This is a genomic window from Methylobacterium sp. ME121 (assembly GCF_000974725.1).
Taxonomy (GTDB): domain Bacteria; phylum Pseudomonadota; class Alphaproteobacteria; order Rhizobiales; family Beijerinckiaceae; genus Methylobacterium; species Methylobacterium radiotolerans.
The window spans coordinates 182571-203090 of sequence record NZ_BBUX01000004.1 but is presented as its reverse complement, the minus strand read 5'-3'; the positions used below and the strand labels follow the sequence as shown (position 1 = coordinate 203090).

Genomic DNA, 20520 nt, shown 5'->3' with positions numbered 1-20520 from the left:
GCCGACATGGCTAAGGAAGAGGTCCGGCAGGACACGCGCGTCTCGATCCGCACCCCGCGCGCACGGGTGCGCGGCCTCGGCGTCTCCCATCACGGCGCCGACCACTGGTGGCTGCAGCGGCTTACCGCCGTCGCCAACGTCGTGCTGATGCTGAGCTTCGTGGTGATCATCGCCAAGATGGCGGGCCGCGGCTACGCGGAGGCGCGGCTCCTCGTCGCGACCCCCCTGGTCTCGATCCTCCTGATCCTGGCGCTGCTGTCGGTGACGGTCCACATGCGCCTCGGCATGCAGGTGATCATCGAGGACTACGTGCACGCGCCGTCGACGAAGATAGCGGCGGTGTTCGCCAACAACGCTTACGCGGTCGTCGTGGCCGTCGCCTGCCTCTACGCGGTCCTGCGCATCGGCTTCGGACAGCCGGCCTGACCCCGCCAACAACGATCTCGAGGAGCCGAACATGGCCGCCAACGGCACCAACGGCAGCGGGCCTGCCTACACCATCCACGATCACGCCTTCGACGTCGTGATCGTCGGCGCGGGCGGCGCCGGCCTGCGCGCCACGGTCGGCTGCTCGGAGGCGGGCCTGCGCACCGCCTGCATCACCAAGGTGTTCCCGACCCGCTCCCACACGGTGGCAGCGCAGGGCGGCATCTCGGCCTCCCTCGGCAACATGGGCCCGGACGACTGGCGCTGGCACATGTACGACACCGTGAAGGGGTCGGACTGGCTCGGCGACCAGGACGCCATCGAGTATCTCGTGCGCAACGCGCCCGCCGCCGTCTACGAGTTGGAGCACTGGGGCGTGCCCTTCTCCCGCACGGAGGAAGGCAAGATCTACCAGCGCCCGTTCGGCGGCATGACCACGGACTACGGCAAGGGCACCGCCCAGCGCACCTGCGCGGCGGCCGACCGCACCGGTCACGCCATGCTGCACACCCTCTACGGGCAGGCGGTGAAGAACCAGACCGACTTCTTCATCGAGTACTTCGCCCTCGACCTGATCATGGACGACGAGGGCCGCTGCCGCGGCGTGATCGCGCTCGATCAGGCCACCGGCGAGATCCACCGCTTCCGCGCCCAGATGACCATCCTGGCGACCGGCGGCTACGGCCGCGCCTACTTCTCGGCGACCTCCGCCCATACCTGCACGGGCGACGGCAACGCCATGGTGCTGCGCGCCGGCCTGCCGCTGCAGGACATGGAGTTCGTGCAGTTCCACCCGACCGGCATCTACGGCGCGGGCTGCCTGATCACGGAAGGCTCCCGTGGCGAGGGCGGCTACCTCACCAATTCCGAGGGCGAGCGCTTCATGGAGCGCTACGCGCCGTCGGCGAAGGACCTCGCCTCGCGCGACGTCGTCTCGCGCTCCATGACCATGGAGATCCGCGACGGCCGCGGCGTCGGCAAGAACAAGGACCACATCTACCTGCACCTCGACCACCTGGACCCGAAGATCCTGCACGAGCGCCTGCCGGGCATCTCGGAATCCGCGCGGATCTTCGCGGGCGTCGACGTGACCAAGGAACCGATCCCGGTCATCCCGACCGTCCACTACAACATGGGCGGCATCCCCACGAACTATCACGGCGAGGTGCTGACGCTGCGCGACGGCAACCCCGACACGGTGGTTCCGGGCCTGATGGCGATCGGCGAGGCGGCCTGCGTCTCGGTCCACGGCGCCAACCGCCTCGGCTCGAACTCGCTGATCGACCTCGTGGTCTTCGGCCGCGCCGCCGGCAAGCGCTGCGCCGAGATCGTCGAGCCGAACGGCCGGGCCATGGAGCTGCCGAAGGGCGCGACCGACAAGGCGCTCGAGCGCCTGGACCGGTTCCGCTACGCCAACGGCTCGACGCCGACAGCCGAGCTCCGCGCCGAGATGCAGAAGACGATGCAGAACAACTGCGCCGTGTTCCGCACCGGCGAGGTGCTGGAAGAGGGCAAGGGCCTGATCCACAAGGTCTGGAACGCCGCCGCCGACGTGAAGGTCACCGACCGGTCGCTGGTCTGGAACACCGATCTCCTCGAGACTCTGGAGTTCGACAACCTGATCGGTCAGGCGGTGGTAACGATGGAATCGGCCGCCAACCGCACCGAATCCCGCGGCGCCCACGCGCGCGAGGACTTCCCGGACCGCGACGACAAGGACTGGATGAAGCACACGCTGTCCTGGCTCGACGAAAGCCGGCATCAGGTGAACATTGATTACCGGCCGGTCCACACCTACACGATGTCGAACGAGATCCAGTACATCGAGCCGAAAGCGCGCGTGTACTGATCTGAAACTCTGCACCACGACTGCGGCGGCGGGGCCTTGCCCCTCCGGCCGCCGCGTCCTGCTCTAGCGGAAGCCGTCGAGAACCATGGCTCAGTTCAACCTTCCGAAGAACTCCCAGATCACGCAGGGCAAGTCCTGGCCGGCCCCGACCGGCGCCAGGAACCTGCAGACCTTCAAGATCTACCGGTGGAACCCGGATGACGGGGCCAATCCGCGGATCGACACCTACCAGGTCGACCGTGAGGATTGCGGCCCGATGGTCCTGGACGCGCTCCTGTGGATCAAGAACAAGGTCGACTCGACGCTGGTCTTCCGCCGCTCCTGCCGCGAGGGCATCTGCGGCTCCTGCGCGATGAACATCGAGGGGCAGAACGCGCTCGCCTGCACGATGGGCATCGACGAGTGCAAGAGCCCCGACAACGCCCTGCCGGTCATGACCCGCAAGGACAAGGACGGGGCGATCCGCATCTACCCGCTGCCGCACATGCCGGTCCTGAAGGACCTCGTGCCGGACCTGACGAATTTCTACGCCCAGCACGCCGCCATCGAGCCCTGGCTCCAGACGGAGACGCCCGCGCCCGAGAAGGAGTGGCGCCAGACGCCGGAGGACCGGTCCCGCCTCGACGGCCTCTACGAGTGCATCCTGTGCGCGTGCTGCACCACGTCGTGCCCGAGCTACTGGTGGAACGGCGACAAGTTCCTCGGCCCCGCGGCCCTGCTCCAGGCTTATCGCTGGCTGATCGACTCGCGCGACGAGAACACAGGCCACCGCCTCGACGGGCTGCACGATCCCTTCCGGCTGTATCGCTGCCACACCATCATGAACTGCGCCAATACCTGCCCGAAGAGCCTGAACCCGGCGAAGGCCATCGCCGAGATCAAGAAGATGATGGTCGAGCGCACGCTCTGATTGCAGAGTCCGGCCGGGCGTGAGGCTTGAGGGCCACACTCGGCCGAAAAGGCCGGCTCTCCGCAGCGGAGTCGGCCCGGGCTGGGAGCGCTGCCTTGCGGTCAGCGCAATTGGCACGGAGTCAGGGTCGAAGCGCCTCCGCGCTCTGAAGCCTGATCCGAAGTGGACCGATGCTGCGCCCGAGCCTGTCGACGTTCGCCGTTCTCTGTCTGAGCGCCAGCCTCGGCGCCTGCGCCTCGAGCCGCCTCGACGGTCCGCGCACCCGGGGTCCGTCGCCCCAGGCGTCCCTCGACACCGTGCCGGCCATGCCGTCGGGCACCGTGACGGCGGCCCCGCTGGCGCCGCCGCCCGGCGTCGCCGCGAGCCCCGACGCGCCGCCCCCACCCGGCGCCCAGGCGGCCGCGACGCCGCCCGGTGGTCCGACCGTGATCGCCGAGCCGGTCGCGCCGCCGCCGCCGCCGCCACCGGTCGCCACGGGCGGCCGCTCCGCGGTGGTCGGTAGCTGGGATGCCCGGGACGCGACCGGGGCGAACTGCAAGGTCACGCTCTCGAGCACGCCGGCCCTCGACCTCTACCGGGCGACGGCCTCGGGCTGCGCCAACAAGGATCTGGCGCGGGTCTCGGCCTGGGACTTCCGCGACGGCGAGGTCTACCTCTACCAGCCGGGCGGCTCGGTGGCGGCGCGGCTTCGCCAGGGCGGCGGCGGCCTGGAAGGCGCCCTGACCAAGTCCGGCGCGGCGCTCGCCCTCAACCGCTGAGGCCGCGCGGCGCGACCACGCCGCGCGGTTGGCGCGCGGCGGGAGGCGCTTACATGAGGGGCTCCCGCCGCGTCACGCCTCCGTAAACATGTTCCTCGATTGGCTTGAACGCCGCGTCGACCCCTTCGCGCCCTTCGACGAGGCGCGGATGCCGCCGCGGTCGGTTCTCGGTTTCGCCTGGTTCTACCTGCGCCCGATCCGCGCCGCCCTGGCGGCGCTGTTCGTCATCGCGGTGGTCGCCGGCACGGTCGAGGCCTCCCTCTACCTCGTGATGCGCTGGTTCATCGACCTGCTCGGCTCGGCCGACCGGGCGACGGTGCTGTCGGACCACGCAGTCGAGCTCGGGCTGGTGGTCCTGCTGATCGCCGTGGTGCGACCGCTGTCGATCTGGGCCCACGAGGTGCTGTCCAACCAGCTCGTCGTGCCGCAATCCACCAGCCAGATCCGCTGGCGGGCGCATCTCTACACCCTCGGGCACGCGCTCTCGTATTTCCAGGGCGACTTCTCGGGCCGTCTGGCCAACCGCGTCGTCCAAGTGGGCCCGGCGGTGCGGGAACTCGCCGTCGTCTTCATCGACACGCTGCTGTACGTGGCGATCTACGCGATCACCGCGGTCGGGCTGTTCAGCGCGATCTCGCCATGGCTCGCGGTCCCGGTGCTGCTCTGGATCGCCGCCTACGCGGCCCTGACCGCGTGGTTCGTGCCCCGGGCCCGGGCGCGCTCGCACAAGACCGCCGACACCCGCTCGACCCTCATCGGCCGCATCGTCGACAGCTACACCAATATCCTGACGGTGAAGCTCTTCGCCCGCGATCGCGAGGAGCGGGCCGCCGTCCAGGACGCCGTGGAGGTCCACACCGCCGCCTACCTCCACCAGTTCCGGCTGGTGACCCTGACCACGAGCCTTCTCGGGCTGCTCAACAGCGCGCTGCTGATCGCCACCGGCGCCGCCTGCCTCGTCCTGTGGCGCGACGGCGGCATGAGTACCGGCGAGGCTTCGGCGGGGCTCGCCCTGGTCCTGCGCCTCATCGCCATGTCGGGCTGGGTCATGCAGACCGTGCGCGGCGTCTTCGAGAACGTCGGCGTGGTCCAGGAGAGCATGCAGACGATGGCCCGGCCGCACGGCCTCGTCGACGCGCCGGACGCGCGGACGCTGACCGTCACCGGCGGCGAGATCCGGTTCGAGGAGGTCGGCTTCCACTACGGGCGCGGCGACGCCACCGTCATCGAGGATTTCTCCCTGACGATCCGTCCGGGCGAGAAGGTCGGGCTGGTCGGCGTCAGCGGCGCGGGCAAGTCGACCCTGGCGGGGCTGCTCCTGCGGCTCTACGACGTGGAGAGCGGGCGCATCCTGGTGGACGGCCAGGACATCGCGACGGTGACGCAGCAATCCCTGCGCGAAGCGATCGCGATGGTCAGCCAGGACACGTCCCTGCTGCACCGCTCCATCCGCGACAACATCGCCTACGGCCGCCCCGGCGCGACCCAGGCGGAGATCGAGCGGGCGGCCCGCCTCGCCCACGCGGACGCGTTCATCGCCGACCTCGTCGACCACAAGGGCCGGCGCGGCTACGACGCCCAGGTCGGCGAGCGCGGCGTCAAGCTATCCGGCGGGCAGCGCCAGCGCATCGCCATAGCCCGGGTCATGCTGAAGGACGCGCCGATCCTCATCCTCGACGAGGCGACCTCGGCCCTGGACAGCCAGGTCGAGGCGGCGATCCAGGACTCCCTCGACACGCTGATGGCCGGCAAGACCGTGCTGGCGATCGCGCACCGCCTGTCGACCATCGCGGCCCTCGACCGACTGGTCGTGATCGACCGCGGCCGGATCATCGAGGAGGGGACGCATGCCGAGCTGGTCGCCGCCGGCGGCGTCTACGCCGGCCTCTGGTCGCGCCAGTCGGGCGGTTTCCTCGACGACGGGACGCCGCGGTACGACAGCGTGGTCGCCTGAGCGGTGCGCTGGCGCGATTGCCGGCAACATACCGCTACGATCGAGGGACGACCTTATCGCCGCGCCGCACACAGCGGCTTGACTCGGGGGCGGCAGACGGTCTCATTGCTCAGATTAGAACCATAATGCTTTGTTCCCGGACCGAGCCGGGACGAGGGCACCTGCGGCCCTGACGCCGACGCATGGAGTTCCGAACCTTGGCGAACACATCAGCCGCCGCTCCCGCGGTCTCTGGTCATGACGGCAGCCGCCGTGACTTCCTGTTCCTGGCGACCGGCGCCGGGCTGGCGGTCGGGGCGGGGGCCGCCGTATGGCCGCTGATCTCTTCCATGGCGCCCGACGCCGACACGATCGCCGCGGGCGCGCCGATCGAGGTCGATCTCACGCCGATCCAGGACGGCCAGATCGTCAACGTCTTCTGGCGCGGCAAGCTGATCTTCGTGCGCAAGCTGACCGCCAAGGAAGTGGCCGACATGAAGGCGGTCCCGCTCTCGGCGATGATCGATCCGGCCGCCTTCCCGACGCGGGTCAAGAGCGGCCACGACCAGTGGCTCGTCGTCTACGGCAATTGCACGCATCTCGGCTGCGTGCCGATCGGCCACCAGGGCAATTTCGAGGGCTGGGCCTGCCCGTGCCACGGCTCGCAGTTCGACGCGGTGGGCCGCGTGCGCCACGGACCGGCGCCCATCAACCTGCCGATCCCGCCCTACGCCTTCGAGACGGATTCCAAGATCCGGATCGGCGAGGGCGGCAAGGAAGCGGCCTGAGGAGGACGGAAGCATGAGCGCGACAGCCAGCACCTACGTCCCCAAGAGCCGCGTGGCCAAATGGTTCGAGGCGCGCCTGCCCATCGTCGGGCTGGTGCACTCCTCGTTCGTGGCCTTCCCGGTTCCCCGCAACCTGAACTACTTCTGGACCTTCGGGGCGATCCTGATCGCCTTCCTCGGCATCCAGATCGTCACCGGCGTCTGGCTGGCGATGCACTACGAGCCTTCGGCGACGGGTGCCTTCACCTCCGTCGAGAAGATCATGCGCGACGTGAATTACGGTTGGCTGCTGCGCTACGCGCACGCCAACGGCGCGTCGATGTTCTTCGTCGCCGTGTACCTGCACATGTTCCGCAACCTCTACTACGGGTCCTACAAAGCCCCGCGCGAGGTGCTCTACATCCTCGGCGTCGTGATCTACCTGCTGATGATGGCGACGGCCTTCCTCGGCTACACGCTGCCCTGGGGCCAGATGAGCTTCTGGGGCGCCACCGTCATCACCAACATCCTGGCGGCGATCCCGGTGGTCGGCGACACGATCCAGACCCTGCTCTGGGGCGGCTACTCGGTCGGCAATCCGACGGTCAACCGCTTCTTCTCGCTGCACTACCTGCTGCCGTGGATGATCGCCGGGGTCGTCGTGCTGCACGTCTGGGCGCTGCACGTCACCGGCCAGAACAACCCGGTCGGCATCCCGATCAAGTCGGGCAAGGACGCGGTCCCGTTCACGCCCTACGCGACGATCAAGGACGTGTTCGCCGTCTGCGTGTTCATGATCCTGTTCTCTTGGTTCCTGTTCTACCAGCCGAACTATCTCGGCCACGCCGACAACTACATCCAGGCGAACCCGGCGGTGACGCCCGCGCACATCGTGCCGGAATGGTACTTCCTGCCGTTCTACGCGATCCTGCGCGCGGTCCCGAGCAAGCTCGGCGGCGTGATCCTGATGTTCTCGGCGGTGATCATCCTGGCCTTCGCGCCCTGGCTCGACACGTCGCGGATCCGCTCGTGCAACTACCGGCCGCTCTACCGCCAGTTCTTCTGGGTCTTCGTCGGCGCCACGCTGCTCCTCGGCTGGCTCGGCTCGCAGCCCCCGGAGGGCGGCTACGTGCTCGCCGCGCAGGTCTGCACCGCCTACTACTTCGCGCACTTCCTGATCGTCATGCCGCTCTGCGGCCTATTCGAGACGCCGAAGAAGCTGCCGGGCTCGATCCTCGAGAGCGTGACCGGGCCGGGCAAGCAGGTGAGCGGGTCCGGCATGCCGGCCGGCGCCGCCGCCGCTCCGACCACCAAAGGCTGACGGGCTGACGACAGGACCATGATGATGACCCGCGTCCTCTCGACGACCGCCGCGGCCGCCCTGGCGGCCCTGCTGATCGGCGCCGTGCCGGTCTCTGCCCAGGAAGGGCATGGCGGGCCGATCCCGGCCCGCGTGAACTGGAGCTTTGCCGGCGTGTTCGGCCGCTTCGACACCGCGCAGCTGCAGCGCGGCTTCCAAGTCTACAAGGAAGTCTGCTCCGCCTGTCACTCGATGAAGCTGGTCTCCTTCCGCAACCTCGCGCAGGAGGGCGGGCCGCATTTCTCGGCCGGGCAGGTCAAGGCGCTGGCCGCGACCTACCAAGTGAAGGACGGGCCGAACGATGCCGGCGACATGTTCGACCGTCCGGGCCGGCCGGCCGACACGTTCCCGCCGCCGTTCCCGAACGACCAGGCGGCCGCCGCCGCCAACGGCGGCAAGGCACCGCCGGACTTCTCGGTCATCGCCAAGGCGCGGACCTTCTCCCGCGGCTCGCTCTACTTCCTGACCGACTGGCTGCCCTTCGTCGGCTACTCGGAGCAGGGGCCGGACTATATCCATGCCCTGATCAACGGCTACGAGGATCCGCCGAAGGACTTCGCGCTGCCGGAGGGCGGCCACTACAACAAGTACTATCCCGGCCACATCATCGCGATGCCACCGCCGATCACCGACGGGCAGGTCTCGTACCCGAAGAACGATCAGGGCCAGCCGGTCGTGCCCGAGACGGTCGACCAGTACGGCAAGGACGTTTCGGCCTTCCTGATGTGGGCGGCCGAGCCGCACATGATGGACCGCAAGGCCCTGGGCTTTCGGGTGATCCTGTTCCTGATCATCCTGTCGGGGCTGCTCTACTACGTGAAGAAGAAGATCTGGGCCGATGTCGGCGGCGAGGTCCACGGCCTCCAGCCGGAGCTGCACAAGACCTACTGAGGCCGGCCAGATCAGTCCGCTGTTCGGATGGGCCTCCCTCGGGAGGTCCATCTTTTTTTGGTCGGCTCTCCATGCTACCGCTCGCCCGCCGCGACGGTCCTCCTTCCGACACTGCCCGTCCCCTGCACCACCTCATCCTGAGGTGATCGCGTCATCGGGCCTCGAAGGCGGGCTCCAGGGATCAGAGCGGCTTCGGGAGGTCTCCTTCGCGGCCTCCGCATTGCTCCGGCACCTCAGGATGAGGTGCCGGGTGGGATAAGCCGCGCTGCCGAGGCGTCGCGCGTTGAGGGATTCCGGCATGAGCGCAGCGGTACTGGGTGTCATGGGTGGCTCCGGCGTCTACGACCTGCCGGGTCTCGAGGACGTGCGCGAGGAGCGCGTGGCGTCGCCCTGGGGCGAGCCCTCGGACGCCCTCCGCGTCGGGCGGATCGGCGACACCAAGGTCGTGTTCCTGGCCCGCCACGGGCGCGGCCACCGGCTCTCGCCGTCGGGCATCAACTACCGCGCCAATATCGACGCCCTGAAACGGGCTGGGGTGACCGACCTCGTCGCCCTCTCGGCCTGCGGCTCGTTCCGCGAGGACCTGCCCCCGGGCCTCTTCGTGCTCGTCGACCAGTTCGTCGACCGCACGCACGGGCGCGCCTCGTCGTTCTTCGGCGACGGCTGCGTCGCCCACGTGTCCCTGGCCCATCCGGTCGGCCCCGGCCTGCAGGCGCGGATCGCCCAGGCCGCGAAGGCCGAGGACATCGCGGTCCATCGCGGCGGCACATATGTCTGCATGGAGGGGCCGCAATTCTCCTCCCTCGCCGAGTCCCGCGCCTACAAGGCCCAGGGCTTCGACGTGATCGGCATGACCAACATGCCCGAGGCCAAGCTCGCCCGCGAGGCGGAGATCACCTACGCGACGATCGCGATGGTGACCGACTACGATTGCTGGCACCCCGGCCACGACGCGGTCGACGTCGCCTCGGTGATCGCGGTCGCCCGCGCCAACGCCGACAAGGCGGCGCGCCTCGTGGCCCGCCTCGCCCGCGACTTCCCGGCCGAGCGCGAGCCGTGCCCGGCGGGCTCGCACCGGGCGCTCGCCGGCGCGATCATGACGGCGCCCGCCGTCCGGGACCCGGCACTGCTCGCCAAGCTCGACGCCGTGGCGGGGCGGGTCCTCAACGGCTAGCCGGCCGCCCTTTCCATTCGGCGACGAGTCCCTCTAGAAGGCGCGGGCGGCCCTGGCCGCCCCCGACGCGAAGTCCAGACCGAAATGCGCAGCGCCTCCATCAGCCGGAAGACCGCGGAGACCGACATTGCGGTCTCCGTCAATCTCGACGGGACCGGGCGGTCGAACATCGCCACCGGGATCGGCTTCCTCGACCACATGCTGGATCTGCTGGCGCGGCACGCCCTGTTCGACCTGGACGTGAAGGTCGACGGCGACCTGCATATCGACCAGCACCACTCGGCCGAGGATTGCGGCATCGCCCTGGGACAGGCGTTCGCCAAGGCGCTCGGCGACAAGCGCGGGGTCACGCGCTACGCCGACATCCACCTGCCGATGGACGAGGCGCTGACCCGGGTCTGCGTCGACATCTCGGGCCGGCCCTTCCTGGTGTTCCGCACGACCTTCCGAGTGGAGAAGATCGGGACCTTCGACACCGAGCTGGTGCGCGAGTGGTTCCAGGCCTTCGCGATGAATGCCGGCCTGACCCTGCACGTGGAGACCCTCTACGGCGACAACGCTCACCACATCGCGGAGAGCTGCTACAAGGGGCTGGCCCGCGCCTTGCGGAAGGCCGTGGCGATCGATCCGCGGGAGGAGGGGCGCGTTCCCTCCACCAAGGGCTCCCTGTAGACCTGTTGTCGCCGGGCGCCCGGATCGGCCACGCGGCCGTCGCGGCGCACGCTGTCGGAGTTTCGCGATGCGGATGCGCAGCTACACGCTCCACCTGCCAGCCGACGCGCGGCCGGGCGAATCGCTCGGGCTCGACCGGGCGCTGCTGGTGCGGGACGGCTTCTCCTGGCCGGCCTTCGCCTTCACGGTGCTGTGGTTCCTGTTCCACCGGCTCTGGCTCGCCGCCCTGCTCGTGCTCGTCGGGCTCGTGGCGCTGGCCGCCGCCGGTATCGCCCTCGGGCTGCCGGCCGGCGCCGGCCTGATCGTCACCCTGCTGGCCGGCTGGCTGATCGGCCTCGAGGCTTCGAGCCTGCGCCGCTGGACGCTGGCGCGGCGCGGCTGGCCGGCGCGCGACGCGGTGGTCGCCGCGACGCCCGAGGAGGCCGAAGCCCGGGCTCTGAACCGCTGGCTCGAGGCGAGCCCGGCCGCGCCGCGGGCCCCGTTCCCGAGCGGCCCCAGCCGGCGGGCCGAGCCGGTGATCGGGCTGTTCCCCGCCCAGGAAGGCGCCCGGTGAGTTCCCGGGCGAGACGCGCATGAGCACCGAGACCGTCGCGATCATCGATTACGGGTCGGGCAACCTCCACTCCGCCGCTAAGGCCTTCGAGCGCGCCGCTCGCGAGAGCGGGCGCGACGCGCGGATCTGCCTGACCTCGGACCCCGACGTGGTGGCTGCGGCCGACCGCGTGGTGCTGCCCGGTGTTGGCGCCTTCGCGGATTGCCGCGGCGGTCTCGACGCCGTCCCCGGCATGGTCGAGGCGATGACGCAGGTCGCCCACGGGGCCGGCCGCCCGTTCCTCGGGATCTGCGTCGGGATGCAGCTGCTGGCGAGCCGCGGGCTCGAGTACACGACCACGCCGGGGCTCGGCTGGATCCCCGGCGACGTCGGTCCGATCCGGCCGTCGGACCCGGCGCTGAAGGTCCCCCATATGGGCTGGAACACCCTGCGGACCGAGCGCGACCACCCGCTGCTCGCCGGCATTCCCACCGGCGAGGACGGGCTGCACGCGTACTTCGTGCACAGCTACGCGCTGAAGGCCGAGCGCCCGGACGACGTGGTGGCGCGCGCCGAGTACGGCGGCCCGGTCACCGCCCTCGTCGCACGCGACAACGTCGCCGGCACGCAGTTCCACCCCGAGAAGAGCCAGCGGCTGGGCCTCGCGCTCATCGCCAACTTCCTGAACTGGCGCCCGTGAGCGCCGTTCGGCCCAGGCAAGAAGGACGGAAGCGCCCGTGATCCTGTACCCGGCGATCGACCTGAAAGAGGGGCGTTGCGTCCGCCTCATCCAGGGGGACATGGCGCAGGCCAAGGTCTTCGGCGACGATCCGGCCGCGCAGGCCGCGATCTTCGAGGCGCAGGGCTTCTCCTGGCTCCACGTGGTCGATCTCGACGGCGCCTTCGCGGGGGCGCCGCGGAACGCGGAGGCGGTCGACGCGATCCTCGCGCGGGTGAAGATCCCGGTCCAGCTCGGCGGCGGGATCCGCGAGATGAAGACCCTGGAGGGCTGGCTGAGCAAGGGCGTCGCCCGGGCGATCATCGGCACCGCGGCGGTGCGCGATCCCGGCTTCGTCCGGGAGGCCGCCCGCAAGTATCCCGGGAAGATCGCGGTCGGCATCGACGCCAAGGACGGCCGCGTCGCGGTCGAGGGCTGGGCGCAGACCTCCAGCATGACCGCGGAGGAGCTGGGGCGCCGGTTCGAGGACGCGGGCGTCGCGGCCATCATCTACACCGACATCGCCCGCGACGGGATCCTGAAGGGCCTCAACGTCGAGATGACCCTGGCGCTCGCCCAGGCCGTGCGCATCCCGGTGATCGCCTCGGGCGGCCTCGCGTCGATCGACGACGTCCACCGCCTGCTGAAGCCGGATTGCGCCCTGATCGCGGGCGCGATCACCGGCCGGGCGCTCTACGACGGCCGCATCGATCCGGAGGCGGCCCTGGCCGCGATCGCTGCGGCGCGCGGCCCGGTGGCGTGATATCCAGAGACTCGCGACATGAGACGCCGCCCGTGCTGAAGACCCGCATCATCCCCTGCCTCGACGTGAAGGACGGGCGCGTCGTGAAGGGCGTGCGCTTCGAGGGCCTGCGCGACGCCGGCGATCCCGTCGAGGCCGCCAAGGTCTACGACGCGGCCGGCGCCGACGAGCTGTGCTTCCTCGATATTACCGCGAGCCGCGAGGCCCGCGGCACGCTGCTCGACATCGTCAGCCGGACCGCCGAGGCCTGCTTCATGCCGCTCACGGTCGGCGGCGGCGTGCGCACCGTCGAGGACGTGCGCGCGCTGCTGCTCGCCGGCGCCGACAAGGTCGCGATCAACACCGCGGCCGTGAAGGATCCCGACCTCGTGGCCCGGGCCGCCGAGAAGTTCGGCGCGCAGTGCATCGTGGTGGCGATCGACGCCAAGCGCGTCTCGCCCCCCGGCGCGCCGGCCGCCTGGGAGATCTTCACCCACGGCGGCCGCGACCCGACCGAGATCGACGCCGTGGCCTTCGCGCGCCTCGTCGCCGAGAAGGGCGCGGGCGAGCTGCTCGTCACCTCCATGGACAAGGACGGGACCCGCTCCGGCTACGACCTCGCCCTCACGCGCGCGATCAGCGACGCCGTCACCGTGCCGGTGATAGCCTCGGGCGGCGTCGGCGGCCTCGACGACCTCGTGGCCGGCGTGGCCGAGGGCGGCGCCAGCGCCGTGCTGGCGGCCTCCATCTTCCATTTCGGGCAGGCGAGCGTCGCCGAGGCGAAGGCGCACATGGCGGCGGCCGGTCTCGCCATGCGCCTCGACGGTCCGGCCTCTTCCGCGAGGGCGCCCCAGTGAGCAGCTACCTTCTGGCGAACGCCAACCTCCTCGATCCCGCGACCGGCCGCGAGACCGCCGGCGCGGTGCTGGTGCGGGACGGCCGCATCGCCGACATCGCCGCCGGCGCGGCGCCGGGCGCCCCGGCCGACGCGAAGCGCGTCGACTGTGCCGGCCGCGTGCTGACCCCCGGGCTGATCGACATGCGCGCCTTCGTGGGTGAGCCGGGAGCCGAGCACCGCGAGACCCTGGCCTCGGCGAGCGCCGCGGCGGCGGCGGGCGGCGTCACGACGCTCGTCTGCATGCCCGACACCAACCCGGTGATCGACGAGCCGGCCATCGTCGACTTCGTGCTCCGGCGAGCCCGCGACACGGCGAGCGTCAACGTCCTGCCGGCGGCCGCCATCACCAAGGGGCTGGCCGGCCGGGAAATGACCGAGTTCGGCCTGCTCAAGGAGGCCGGCGCGGTCGCCTTCACGGACGGGCTCCGGGCCGTGGCCAATGCCCAGGTGCTGCGTCGCGCCCTGACGTATGCCCGGGATTTCGACGCGCTGATCGTGCAGCACGTGGAGGAATCCGCCCTCGTAGCCGAGGGCGTGATGAACGAGGGCGAGCTCGCCTCGCGCCTCGGGCTGATGGGCATCCCCCGCGAGGCCGAGACCGTGATGCTGGAGCGCGACATCCGCCTCGTGCGGCTGACCGGCGCCCGCTACCACGCGGCGATGATCTCCTGCGCGGATTCGGTGGAGATCGTCCGCCGGGCCAAGCAGGACGGCCTGCCGGTGACCTGCGGCGTCTCGGTGAACAACCTCGTCCTCAACGAGAACGACATCGGCCATTACCGCACCTTCTGCCGGCTCTCGCCGCCCCTGCGCCACGAGACCGACCGGCAGGCGGTGGTGGGCGCCCTCGGCGAGGGCGTGATCGACGTGGTCGTGTCCGACCACAACCCGCAGGACGTGGAGACCAAGCGCTTGCCCTTCGCCGAGGCGGCGGACGGGGCGCTCGGCATCGAGACCCTGCTCGGCGCCGCGATGCGCCTCGTCCACACCGGCGACCTCGCGTTGCCCAAGCTCGTCGCCGCGCTCACCGTCAATCCGGCACGGATCCTCGGCCGCGAGGCCGGCCGGCTGGCGGTGGGCGCCCCCGCCGACCTGGTGCTGATCGATCCCGACCTCCCCTACGTCCTCGACAAGCGCCGGCTGAAGTCGCGCTCCAAGAACTCTCCCTTCGACGAGGCGCGCCTCCAGGGCGCGGCGGTGCTGACGCTGGTCGGCGGCCGGATCGTCCACGCGGTCGACGACCTCGCGGCGGCCGCATGATGCCGCCGGATCTGGCGACCCCGGCCGCCCTCGGCGGTCTCGCCCTCGGCTACGCCCTGGGCTCGATCCCGTTCGGGCTGATTCTCACGAAGTTCGCCGGCCTCGGCGACGTGCGGGCGATCGGCTCCGGCAATATCGGCGCCACCAACGTGCTGCGCACCGGCCGCAAGGGCCTCGCCGCGGCGACGCTGCTGGGCGACGCCCTCAAGGGCACGGCGGCCGTCCTCATCGCGCGCCAGCTGGGCGAGGGCCCGGCGCTCGCCGCGGGGCTCGGCGCCTTCCTCGGCCACCTCTTCCCGGTCTGGCTGGGCTTCAAGGGCGGCAAGGGCGTCGCGACCTTCATCGGGGTACTGCTCGCCTTCAGCCCGCTTGCCCTCGCGGCGTTCGCGGCGATCTGGCTCGGGCTCGCCTTCGCGCTCAAGTACTCGTCGCTGGCGGCGCTCGCCGCCTCGGCGGCTACGCCCCTCGTCCTCTGGGCGCTCGGTGCCCCGACACAGGCCTTGCTGTTCCTGCTCCTCGGCCTGCTGCTATGGTGGAAGCACGCGCCCAACATCCGCCGACTCGCGTCCGGCACCGAGGGGCGCATCGGCCAGAAGGGCTGAGTGCCGGCGCGCCGCGCCGACCTTCGGGCAGGGGTGGGGGTGGTGGATGCAGCTCACCGAGGCCCAGCGGCTCGACTGGCTGCGACTGATCCGGACCGAGGGCGTCGGCCCCCGCACCTTCCGGAGGCTCGTGAACCGGTTCGGCGGCGCGGCCGCCGCCCTCGAGGCCCTGCCGGAGCTCACCGGCCGCCAGGGACGGCGGGTCGTGCCACCCACCCGCGGCGAAGCCGAGGCCGAAGTCGCGGCCTTGACGCGACTCGGCGGCCGGCTGGTCGCCACCGGCGAGGCGGAATACCCGCGGCTCCTCGCCCAGGTCGACGCCGCGCCGCCCCTCCTGGCCCTGCGCGGCGCACCGATCCTCAACCGGCCCGCCACCGCCCTCGTCGGCTCGCGGAACGCCTCATCGGCGGGGCTCGCCTTCACCGAGCGGCTCGCCCGCGGTCTCGGCGAAGGCGGCCTGACGGTGGTCTCCGGCCTCGCTCGCGGTATCGACGCTCGCGCCCACAAGGCCAGCCTGCGGACCGGCACGGTCGCCGTCATGGCCGGTGGTCAGGACCGGATCTACCCGGCGAGCCACGCGGCCCTGGTCGAGGCGATCCTGGCGGAGGGCGGCGCCGTCCTCGCCGAGATGCCGATGGGCTGGGAGCCCCGCGGGCGCGACTTTCCCCGGCGCAACCGGATCATCTCCGGCTTGTCCTACGGGACCGTGGTGGTGGAAGCCGCCCGGTGCTCCGGCTCGCTGATCACGGCGCGGTACGCCCTCGAACAGAATCGGGAGGTCTTCGCCGTCCCGGGCTCGCCGCTCGACCCGCGCGCCGAGGGCACCAACGACCTGATCCGCCAGGGCGCCACCCTGGTCGCCGAGGTGTCCCACGTCCTCGAGGTGCTGGGCCCGATCATCGAGCGCGGCCCGGACGCCGAGGCGACGCCGGCGCGCGCGCGGCCGGACCTCGCCGAGCAGCCGGACTTCTGGGACGAGATCGCCCTCGACGCGGACGACGCGCCGCTTCACCCGCTCCCGCAGCGGCACGCCGGCGCGTCCGCCCCGAGCCCCGCCCGGGACGACCGGCCACCGGAGCCGCAGGACGACCGGGCGCGGATCGTCGCGCTGCTCGGCCCGAGTCCGGTCGGCACCGACGAGCTGGCGCGGAGCGCCGGGGTCGGTGCCCGGATCGTGCAGAGCGTGCTGCTGGAATTGGAGCTCGACGGACGGATCGAGCGCCACGGCAGCGGCACCGTCTCTCTGATCAGCGGCTGAGGGACCCGTCCTCGGTGTCGTCGTCCGCGTCGGCGTCCGCGAGGTTGCGCATGACGTCGAGGCAGCCCTGGAGGATGTAGGCGGCGGCGAGCTTGTCGACGAGCTGGCCGCGCCGCGCCCGCGAGGCGTCGGCCTCGATCAGCGCGCGGGTGACCACGGCGGTCGAGAGGCGCTCGTCGAAGAAGACGTGGGGCAGGGGGAGGATCGGCGCGAGGTTGCGCATGAAGGCGCGGGTCGACTGCACCCGCGGCCCCTCGCTGCCGTCCATGTTGAGCGGCAGTCCGACCACGAGGCCGCCGACCGCGTGCTGCCGGCACAGGGCGGCGAGCCGCTGCGCGTCGGGGGTGAACTTCACCCGGCGGATGGTCTCCAGCGGTGTCGCGATCTGGCGGCCGAGATCCGACAGGGCCAGCCCGATCGTTTTGGTGCCGAGATCGATGCCGATCAGGCGGGCGCCGCCGCGGGATTTGGCCGCGAAGGCGCGGATCGCGTCGAAGTTCATGACTCCGCCTGCGCGGCGCGCGCGAGGGTGGCCTCGGTGACGCCCTCGAAGCGGGCGGGGAGGGGCTCCGAACCCGGTCCCAGGACCAGCGCCGCGGACGGTGCCGTGACCCGGGTGAAGAAGTCGTCGAGGCTCTCGCCGCCGAACCGCACCGTCTCCAGGTCGGGCGCGAGCAGCCAGACGTCGTATTCCCCGTCGGTCCCGGTGACGTCCCAGAACAGGAAGCTGCCATCCTCGCCGGTGCCGAAGAAGCAGGCGCGCTCGACGATACCGGCATCGCCGCCCTCGACGTCGAAGCGATGCGGCTCCGCGCCGTCCTCGAGCATGGCGACCGCGGCGCCGACGCTGTGGGCGATGAGGGCCGCTTGGCTCACCAGATCGCAGGCCTCGAACGGCGCCGGCACGGCGACGCGGAACTGTCCCCCCGCGAGGCCGACGCCGCAGCTCCGGCAGAAGTCGCGATAGGAGGCCGGGAGGGCGAAGCCCAGCGCCTCGGCCGCGCGGTCGAGGGCGGCCGCGTCCGGTACGAAGCCCGGCGCGAGCTCCTCGAAAACCTTGTCCCACATCGCTCCCGCTCCACCGTCCACAGGCTTCGGCTCCTCCGCAGATCGCCCCCGGTGCGCGCGGAGCCGTTCGCGTCTAGGTAGGTTAATGTTCCGTTAAACCACGCTGTAGGGGCCCGCCTTGTCGACGAACGGCCAGCTCTCCTGTTCCGCACCGCACGGGCGCCGGCGGGCGATGCCGCGCAAGCACCGCTGGATGCTGCTCCTCGCCTTCGAGGTCCTGGTCGCGGGCTTCACCCAAGCCATGATCCAGCCGGTCCGGCAACCGGGAATCACCATCGAGATGTCGGTGACGCCCCACCACGTCGTGACCTGACCCGCCCCGCATCACGCCGCCCCGCTCGGCTCGACCCGATGCCCTCGGGCGGCGCGCCGCCCGTCGGCCCCGAGCGTGTGGCGGTGTCCACCCGCGTTGCGGCGCGTCGAGAGCCGATGCTATAGCCCGACCGACTTCGGGAAAGTGCTCCCGGCAAGGGACGAACGGGACGGCATGTCGGTCGACGAGAAGACGGTTCGGCGCATCGCGCATCTGGCGCGGATCGCGGTCACCGACGACGAAGTCGGGCCCCTGCAGGGCGAGCTGAACGCCATCCTGGCCTTCGTCGAGCAGCTCGGCACGGTCGACGTCGCGGGCGTCGAGCCGATGACCTCGGTGACGCCGATGGCGATGAAGAAGCGCGAGGACGTCGTCACGGAGGGCGGCCGCGCCGCCGACGTCGTCGCCAACGCGCCCGAGACCGAGGACAATTACTTCCTGGTCCCGAAGGTGGTCGAGTAGGCCGAGCGCGGCCCGGACCTTGCGGACCGGATTTCTGGCGGGCAGGCGCGCGGCGCGCGCGAGGACGTGAACAGCGTGGATCCGAACGAACTTACCCTGGCCGAAGCGCGCGACGCCCTCAAGGCGAAGCGGATCTCGGCCCGCGAGCTGACCCAGGCGCATCTCGACGCCATGGCGAAGGCCCGGGTCCTGAACGCGTATATCCGGGAGACCCCGGACCGGGCCCTGACGATGGCCGAGGCCTCCGACCGGAAGATCGCGTCCGGCGAGGCGCGGCCGCTCGAGGGCATTCCCCTCGGCATCAAGGACCTGTTCTGCACGCACGGCGTGACGACCACGGCGGGGTCCAAGATCCTCGAGACCTTCGAGCCGCACTACGAATCGGCCGTGTCCGCCAATCTGTGGCGCGACGGCGCCGTGATGCTCGGCAAACTGAACCTCGACGAGTTCGCCATGGGCTCGTCCAACGAGACCAGCGCCTACGGCAACGTGATCTCGCCCTGGCGGCGCGCGGGATCGGACGCACCGATCGTGCCCGGCGGCTCCTCCGGCGGCTCCGCCGCGGCGGTCGCCGCGCGGCTCTGCCTCGGCGCCACCGCGACCGATACCGGTGGCTCCATCCGGCAGCCCGCCGCCTTCACGGGCACTGTGGGGATCAAGCCGACCTACGGGCGCTGCTCGCGCTGGGGCACGGTGGCCTTCGCCTCCTCCCTCGACCAAGCGGGCCCGATCGCCCGGACGGTGCGCGACTGCGCCATCCTCCTCGGATCCATGGCGGGCTCCGATGCCCGGGACACGACGTGCGCCGACCTCGCGGTACCCGATTTCGAGGCCGCGGTGTCGCGGGGCGTGAAGGGCCTGACCATCGGCATCCCCAAGGAATACCGGGTCGACGGGATGCCCGCCGAGATCCAGAAGCTCTGGGACGAGGGGGCCGCGTGGCTGAAGGCGGCCGGCGCGACGATCAAGGAGATCTCGCTGCCGCACACCTCCTACGCGCTGCCGGCCTACTACATCGTGGCCCCGGCCGAGGCCTCCTCGAACCTCGCCCGCTACGACGGCGTCCGCTACGGCCTGCGCGTGCCCGGCAAGGACATCGCCGGGATGTACGAGAACACCCGCGCTGCCGGCTTCGGCCGCGAGGTGAAGCGGCGGATCATGATCGGTACCTACGTGCTCTCGGCCGGCTACTACGACGCCTACTATGTCCGCGCGCAGAAGATCCGCACGCTGATCAAGCGCGACTTCGAGGCCGCCTACGCGTCCGGCGTCGACGCGATCCTGACGCCGGCGACGCCGTCGGCCGCTTTCGGCATCGGCGAGAAGGCCTCGGCCGACCCGGTGGAGATGTACCTCAACGACGTGTTCACCGTGACGGTGAACATGGCCGGGCTTCCCGGCATCGCCGTGCCGGCCGGTCTCGACGGACAGGGCCTGCCGCTGGGCCTGCAACTCATCGGCCGGCCCTTCGATGAGGAGACGCTGTTCGCGGTCGCGCAGGTGATCGAGGACTCCGCCGGCCGGACGGTCCTTCCTGAGCCGTGGTGGTCATGACCGTCCCGTACTATCCCTGGACGGTCTGGATCTGGGCCGGCTTCGATCCGGCGCTGATCGTGGTGGCGGTCTATCTCGGCTGGACCGCCAGCCAGTTCGGCAAGGTCTTCATCGCGGCGATCGCGGCGCTCGGTTTCTCGGTGCTGTTCTCCTACGCGGTCAGCGCCGCCGGCATCCCCTGGCCGGCGCCGATCACCCACGACGGCCCGACCTTCTTCCCGGTGCGCGCCGTCGCGGCCCTGCTCTGGGCAATCCTGGGCTACGGCGCCCGGCAGGCGGTCGGACGCCGCGCTTGACCCTGCGGGCAGGGGCCTCCTAGAAAATCTCTCGCTCGACGCACCCGACGACGCCACCGTCTCGGCGAGCGGAGCGA

The 20520-nt window shown here is 71.0% G+C and carries 23 protein-coding genes; 21 read left to right on the top strand and 2 right to left on the bottom strand.

Annotated elements, in window-relative coordinates; translation table 11 throughout:
* Positions 1-6: 6 nt before the first annotated feature.
* The 17 genes from sdhD to dprA all read left to right on the top strand — a co-directional run bounded on the left by sdhD (position 7) and on the right by dprA (position 16750).
* Positions 7-426 carry a succinate dehydrogenase, hydrophobic membrane anchor protein gene (gene sdhD / locus ME121_RS05820; RefSeq protein ID WP_012317465.1) on the top strand — a complete coding sequence of 140 codons (420 nt, stop codon included), beginning with the start codon at positions 7-9 and terminating at the stop codon, positions 424-426.
* 31 nt (positions 427-457) lie between these two features.
* Positions 458-2275, top strand: a complete 1818-nt coding sequence (gene sdhA / locus ME121_RS05815) for a succinate dehydrogenase flavoprotein subunit (protein WP_012317466.1) — start codon at positions 458-460, stop codon at positions 2273-2275.
* A gap of 85 nt (positions 2276-2360) precedes the next feature.
* Positions 2361-3185 carry a succinate dehydrogenase iron-sulfur subunit gene (locus ME121_RS05810; RefSeq protein WP_059408482.1) on the top strand — a complete coding sequence of 275 codons (825 nt, stop codon included), beginning with the start codon at positions 2361-2363 and terminating at the stop codon, positions 3183-3185.
* Between the two features lie 170 nt (positions 3186-3355).
* Entirely contained in the window at positions 3356-3943 is a 588-nt protein-coding gene (locus tag ME121_RS05805) for an AprI/Inh family metalloprotease inhibitor (RefSeq protein WP_012317468.1), read from the top strand.
* 88 nt (positions 3944-4031) lie between these two features.
* Complete coding sequence (locus tag ME121_RS05800) at positions 4032-5897, top strand: ABC transporter ATP-binding protein (RefSeq protein WP_012317469.1); 1866 nt, start codon at positions 4032-4034, stop codon at positions 5895-5897.
* Between the two features lie 197 nt (positions 5898-6094).
* The gene (gene petA / locus ME121_RS05795; protein ID WP_012317470.1) at positions 6095-6664 is read left to right on the top strand and encodes a ubiquinol-cytochrome c reductase iron-sulfur subunit; all 570 of its coding nucleotides are present in this window, start codon (positions 6095-6097) and stop codon (positions 6662-6664) included.
* A 13-nt stretch (positions 6665-6677) separates the two neighbouring features.
* Positions 6678-7964 carry a cytochrome b gene (locus ME121_RS05790; protein ID WP_012317471.1) on the top strand — a complete coding sequence of 429 codons (1287 nt, stop codon included), beginning with the start codon at positions 6678-6680 and terminating at the stop codon, positions 7962-7964.
* An 18-nt stretch (positions 7965-7982) separates the two neighbouring features.
* On the top strand, positions 7983-8894 hold the full coding sequence (locus tag ME121_RS05785) for a cytochrome c1 (RefSeq protein WP_024831119.1): 912 nt from the start codon (positions 7983-7985) through the stop codon (positions 8892-8894).
* Between the two features lie 298 nt (positions 8895-9192).
* Positions 9193-10068 (top strand): S-methyl-5'-thioadenosine phosphorylase, encoded by an 876-nt coding sequence (locus tag ME121_RS05780; protein ID WP_029360473.1) that lies wholly within the window; start codon positions 9193-9195, stop codon positions 10066-10068.
* A gap of 84 nt (positions 10069-10152) precedes the next feature.
* Positions 10153-10740, top strand: a complete 588-nt coding sequence (hisB, locus tag ME121_RS05775) for an imidazoleglycerol-phosphate dehydratase HisB (RefSeq protein ID WP_012317474.1) — start codon at positions 10153-10155, stop codon at positions 10738-10740.
* Between the two features lie 73 nt (positions 10741-10813).
* The gene (locus ME121_RS05770) at positions 10814-11293 is read left to right on the top strand and encodes a DUF2628 domain-containing protein (RefSeq protein WP_024831118.1); all 480 of its coding nucleotides are present in this window, start codon (positions 10814-10816) and stop codon (positions 11291-11293) included.
* A gap of 19 nt (positions 11294-11312) precedes the next feature.
* Entirely contained in the window at positions 11313-11972 is a 660-nt protein-coding gene (gene hisH / locus ME121_RS05765; protein ID WP_059408481.1) for an imidazole glycerol phosphate synthase subunit HisH, read from the top strand.
* Positions 11973-12009: 37 nt separating this feature from the next.
* A complete protein-coding gene (gene hisA / locus ME121_RS05760; RefSeq protein WP_012317477.1) occupies positions 12010-12753 on the top strand; it encodes a 1-(5-phosphoribosyl)-5-[(5-phosphoribosylamino)methylideneamino]imidazole-4-carboxamide isomerase in 744 nt (247 codons plus the stop codon).
* A gap of 32 nt (positions 12754-12785) precedes the next feature.
* Complete coding sequence (hisF, locus tag ME121_RS05755; protein ID WP_059408480.1) at positions 12786-13589, top strand: imidazole glycerol phosphate synthase subunit HisF; 804 nt, start codon at positions 12786-12788, stop codon at positions 13587-13589.
* A complete protein-coding gene (locus ME121_RS05750) occupies positions 13586-14890 on the top strand; it encodes a dihydroorotase (protein WP_029360477.1) in 1305 nt (434 codons plus the stop codon). The genes hisF and ME121_RS05750 overlap by 4 nt, the downstream gene beginning before the upstream one ends.
* Positions 14890-15492, top strand: coding sequence for a glycerol-3-phosphate 1-O-acyltransferase PlsY (gene plsY / locus ME121_RS05745; RefSeq protein ID WP_024831116.1), 603 nt, complete (start codon positions 14890-14892; stop codon positions 15490-15492). The genes ME121_RS05750 and plsY overlap by 1 nt, the downstream gene beginning before the upstream one ends.
* A 46-nt stretch (positions 15493-15538) precedes the next feature.
* On the top strand, positions 15539-16750 hold the full coding sequence (gene dprA / locus ME121_RS05740) for a DNA-processing protein DprA (protein ID WP_059408479.1): 1212 nt from the start codon (positions 15539-15541) through the stop codon (positions 16748-16750).
* Here the strand turns inward: dprA and ruvX are convergent.
* Positions 16740-17252 carry a Holliday junction resolvase RuvX gene (gene ruvX, locus ME121_RS05735; protein ID WP_059408478.1) on the bottom strand — a complete coding sequence of 171 codons (513 nt, stop codon included), beginning with the start codon at positions 17250-17252 and terminating at the stop codon, positions 16740-16742. The genes dprA and ruvX overlap by 11 nt on opposite strands.
* The gene (locus ME121_RS05730) at positions 17249-17818 is read right to left on the bottom strand and encodes an SMI1/KNR4 family protein (protein ID WP_029360480.1); all 570 of its coding nucleotides are present in this window, start codon (positions 17816-17818) and stop codon (positions 17249-17251) included. The genes ruvX and ME121_RS05730 overlap by 4 nt, the downstream gene beginning before the upstream one ends.
* 172 nt (positions 17819-17990) lie before the next feature.
* On the opposite strand from ME121_RS05730, the gene ME121_RS05725 reads away from it, so the two are divergent.
* The 4 genes from ME121_RS05725 to ME121_RS05710 all read left to right on the top strand — a co-directional run bounded on the left by ME121_RS05725 (position 17991) and on the right by ME121_RS05710 (position 20443).
* Entirely contained in the window at positions 17991-18131 is a 141-nt protein-coding gene (locus ME121_RS05725) for a hypothetical protein (RefSeq protein WP_012317484.1), read from the top strand.
* A 174-nt stretch (positions 18132-18305) separates the two neighbouring features.
* The gene (gatC, locus tag ME121_RS05720) at positions 18306-18593 is read left to right on the top strand and encodes an Asp-tRNA(Asn)/Glu-tRNA(Gln) amidotransferase subunit GatC (RefSeq protein ID WP_012317485.1); all 288 of its coding nucleotides are present in this window, start codon (positions 18306-18308) and stop codon (positions 18591-18593) included.
* A 75-nt stretch (positions 18594-18668) separates the two neighbouring features.
* Positions 18669-20147: an Asp-tRNA(Asn)/Glu-tRNA(Gln) amidotransferase subunit GatA gene (gatA, locus tag ME121_RS05715; protein WP_024831112.1), complete on the top strand. Its 1479-nt coding sequence runs from the start codon at positions 18669-18671 to the stop codon at positions 20145-20147.
* Entirely contained in the window at positions 20144-20443 is a 300-nt protein-coding gene (locus tag ME121_RS05710) for a hypothetical protein (RefSeq protein ID WP_012317487.1), read from the top strand. The genes gatA and ME121_RS05710 overlap by 4 nt, the downstream gene beginning before the upstream one ends.
* The last annotated feature ends 77 nt before the right edge of the window (positions 20444-20520 follow it).

Excerpts from the sequence above, each read along its gene's own strand:
- sdhD (WP_012317465.1), top strand. The coding sequence starts at position 7 with ATGGCTAAGGAAGAGGTCCGGCAGGACACGCGCGTCTCGATCCGCACC.
- sdhA (WP_012317466.1), top strand. The coding sequence starts at position 458 with ATGGCCGCCAACGGCACCAACGGCAGCGGGCCTGCCTACACCATCCAC.
- ME121_RS05810 (WP_059408482.1), top strand. The coding sequence starts at position 2,361 with ATGGCTCAGTTCAACCTTCCGAAGAACTCCCAGATCACGCAGGGCAAG.
- ME121_RS05805 (WP_012317468.1), top strand. The coding sequence starts at position 3,356 with ATGCTGCGCCCGAGCCTGTCGACGTTCGCCGTTCTCTGTCTGAGCGCC.
- ME121_RS05800 (WP_012317469.1), top strand. The coding sequence starts at position 4,032 with ATGTTCCTCGATTGGCTTGAACGCCGCGTCGACCCCTTCGCGCCCTTC.
- ME121_RS05790 (WP_012317471.1), top strand. The coding sequence starts at position 6,678 with ATGAGCGCGACAGCCAGCACCTACGTCCCCAAGAGCCGCGTGGCCAAA.
- ME121_RS05785 (WP_024831119.1), top strand. The coding sequence starts at position 7,983 with ATGATGATGACCCGCGTCCTCTCGACGACCGCCGCGGCCGCCCTGGCG.
- ME121_RS05780 (WP_029360473.1), top strand. The coding sequence starts at position 9,193 with ATGAGCGCAGCGGTACTGGGTGTCATGGGTGGCTCCGGCGTCTACGAC.
- hisB (WP_012317474.1), top strand. The coding sequence starts at position 10,153 with ATGCGCAGCGCCTCCATCAGCCGGAAGACCGCGGAGACCGACATTGCG.
- ME121_RS05770 (WP_024831118.1), top strand. The coding sequence starts at position 10,814 with ATGCGCAGCTACACGCTCCACCTGCCAGCCGACGCGCGGCCGGGCGAA.
- hisH (WP_059408481.1), top strand. The coding sequence starts at position 11,313 with ATGAGCACCGAGACCGTCGCGATCATCGATTACGGGTCGGGCAACCTC.
- plsY (WP_024831116.1), top strand. The coding sequence starts at position 14,890 with ATGCCGCCGGATCTGGCGACCCCGGCCGCCCTCGGCGGTCTCGCCCTC.
- dprA (WP_059408479.1), top strand. The coding sequence starts at position 15,539 with ATGCAGCTCACCGAGGCCCAGCGGCTCGACTGGCTGCGACTGATCCGG.
- ruvX (WP_059408478.1), bottom strand. The coding sequence starts at position 17,252 with ATGAACTTCGACGCGATCCGCGCCTTCGCGGCCAAATCCCGCGGCGGC.
- ME121_RS05730 (WP_029360480.1), bottom strand. The coding sequence starts at position 17,818 with ATGTGGGACAAGGTTTTCGAGGAGCTCGCGCCGGGCTTCGTACCGGAC.
- ME121_RS05725 (WP_012317484.1), top strand. The coding sequence starts at position 17,991 with ATGCCGCGCAAGCACCGCTGGATGCTGCTCCTCGCCTTCGAGGTCCTG.
- gatC (WP_012317485.1), top strand. The coding sequence starts at position 18,306 with ATGTCGGTCGACGAGAAGACGGTTCGGCGCATCGCGCATCTGGCGCGG.
- ME121_RS05710 (WP_012317487.1), top strand. The coding sequence starts at position 20,144 with ATGACCGTCCCGTACTATCCCTGGACGGTCTGGATCTGGGCCGGCTTC.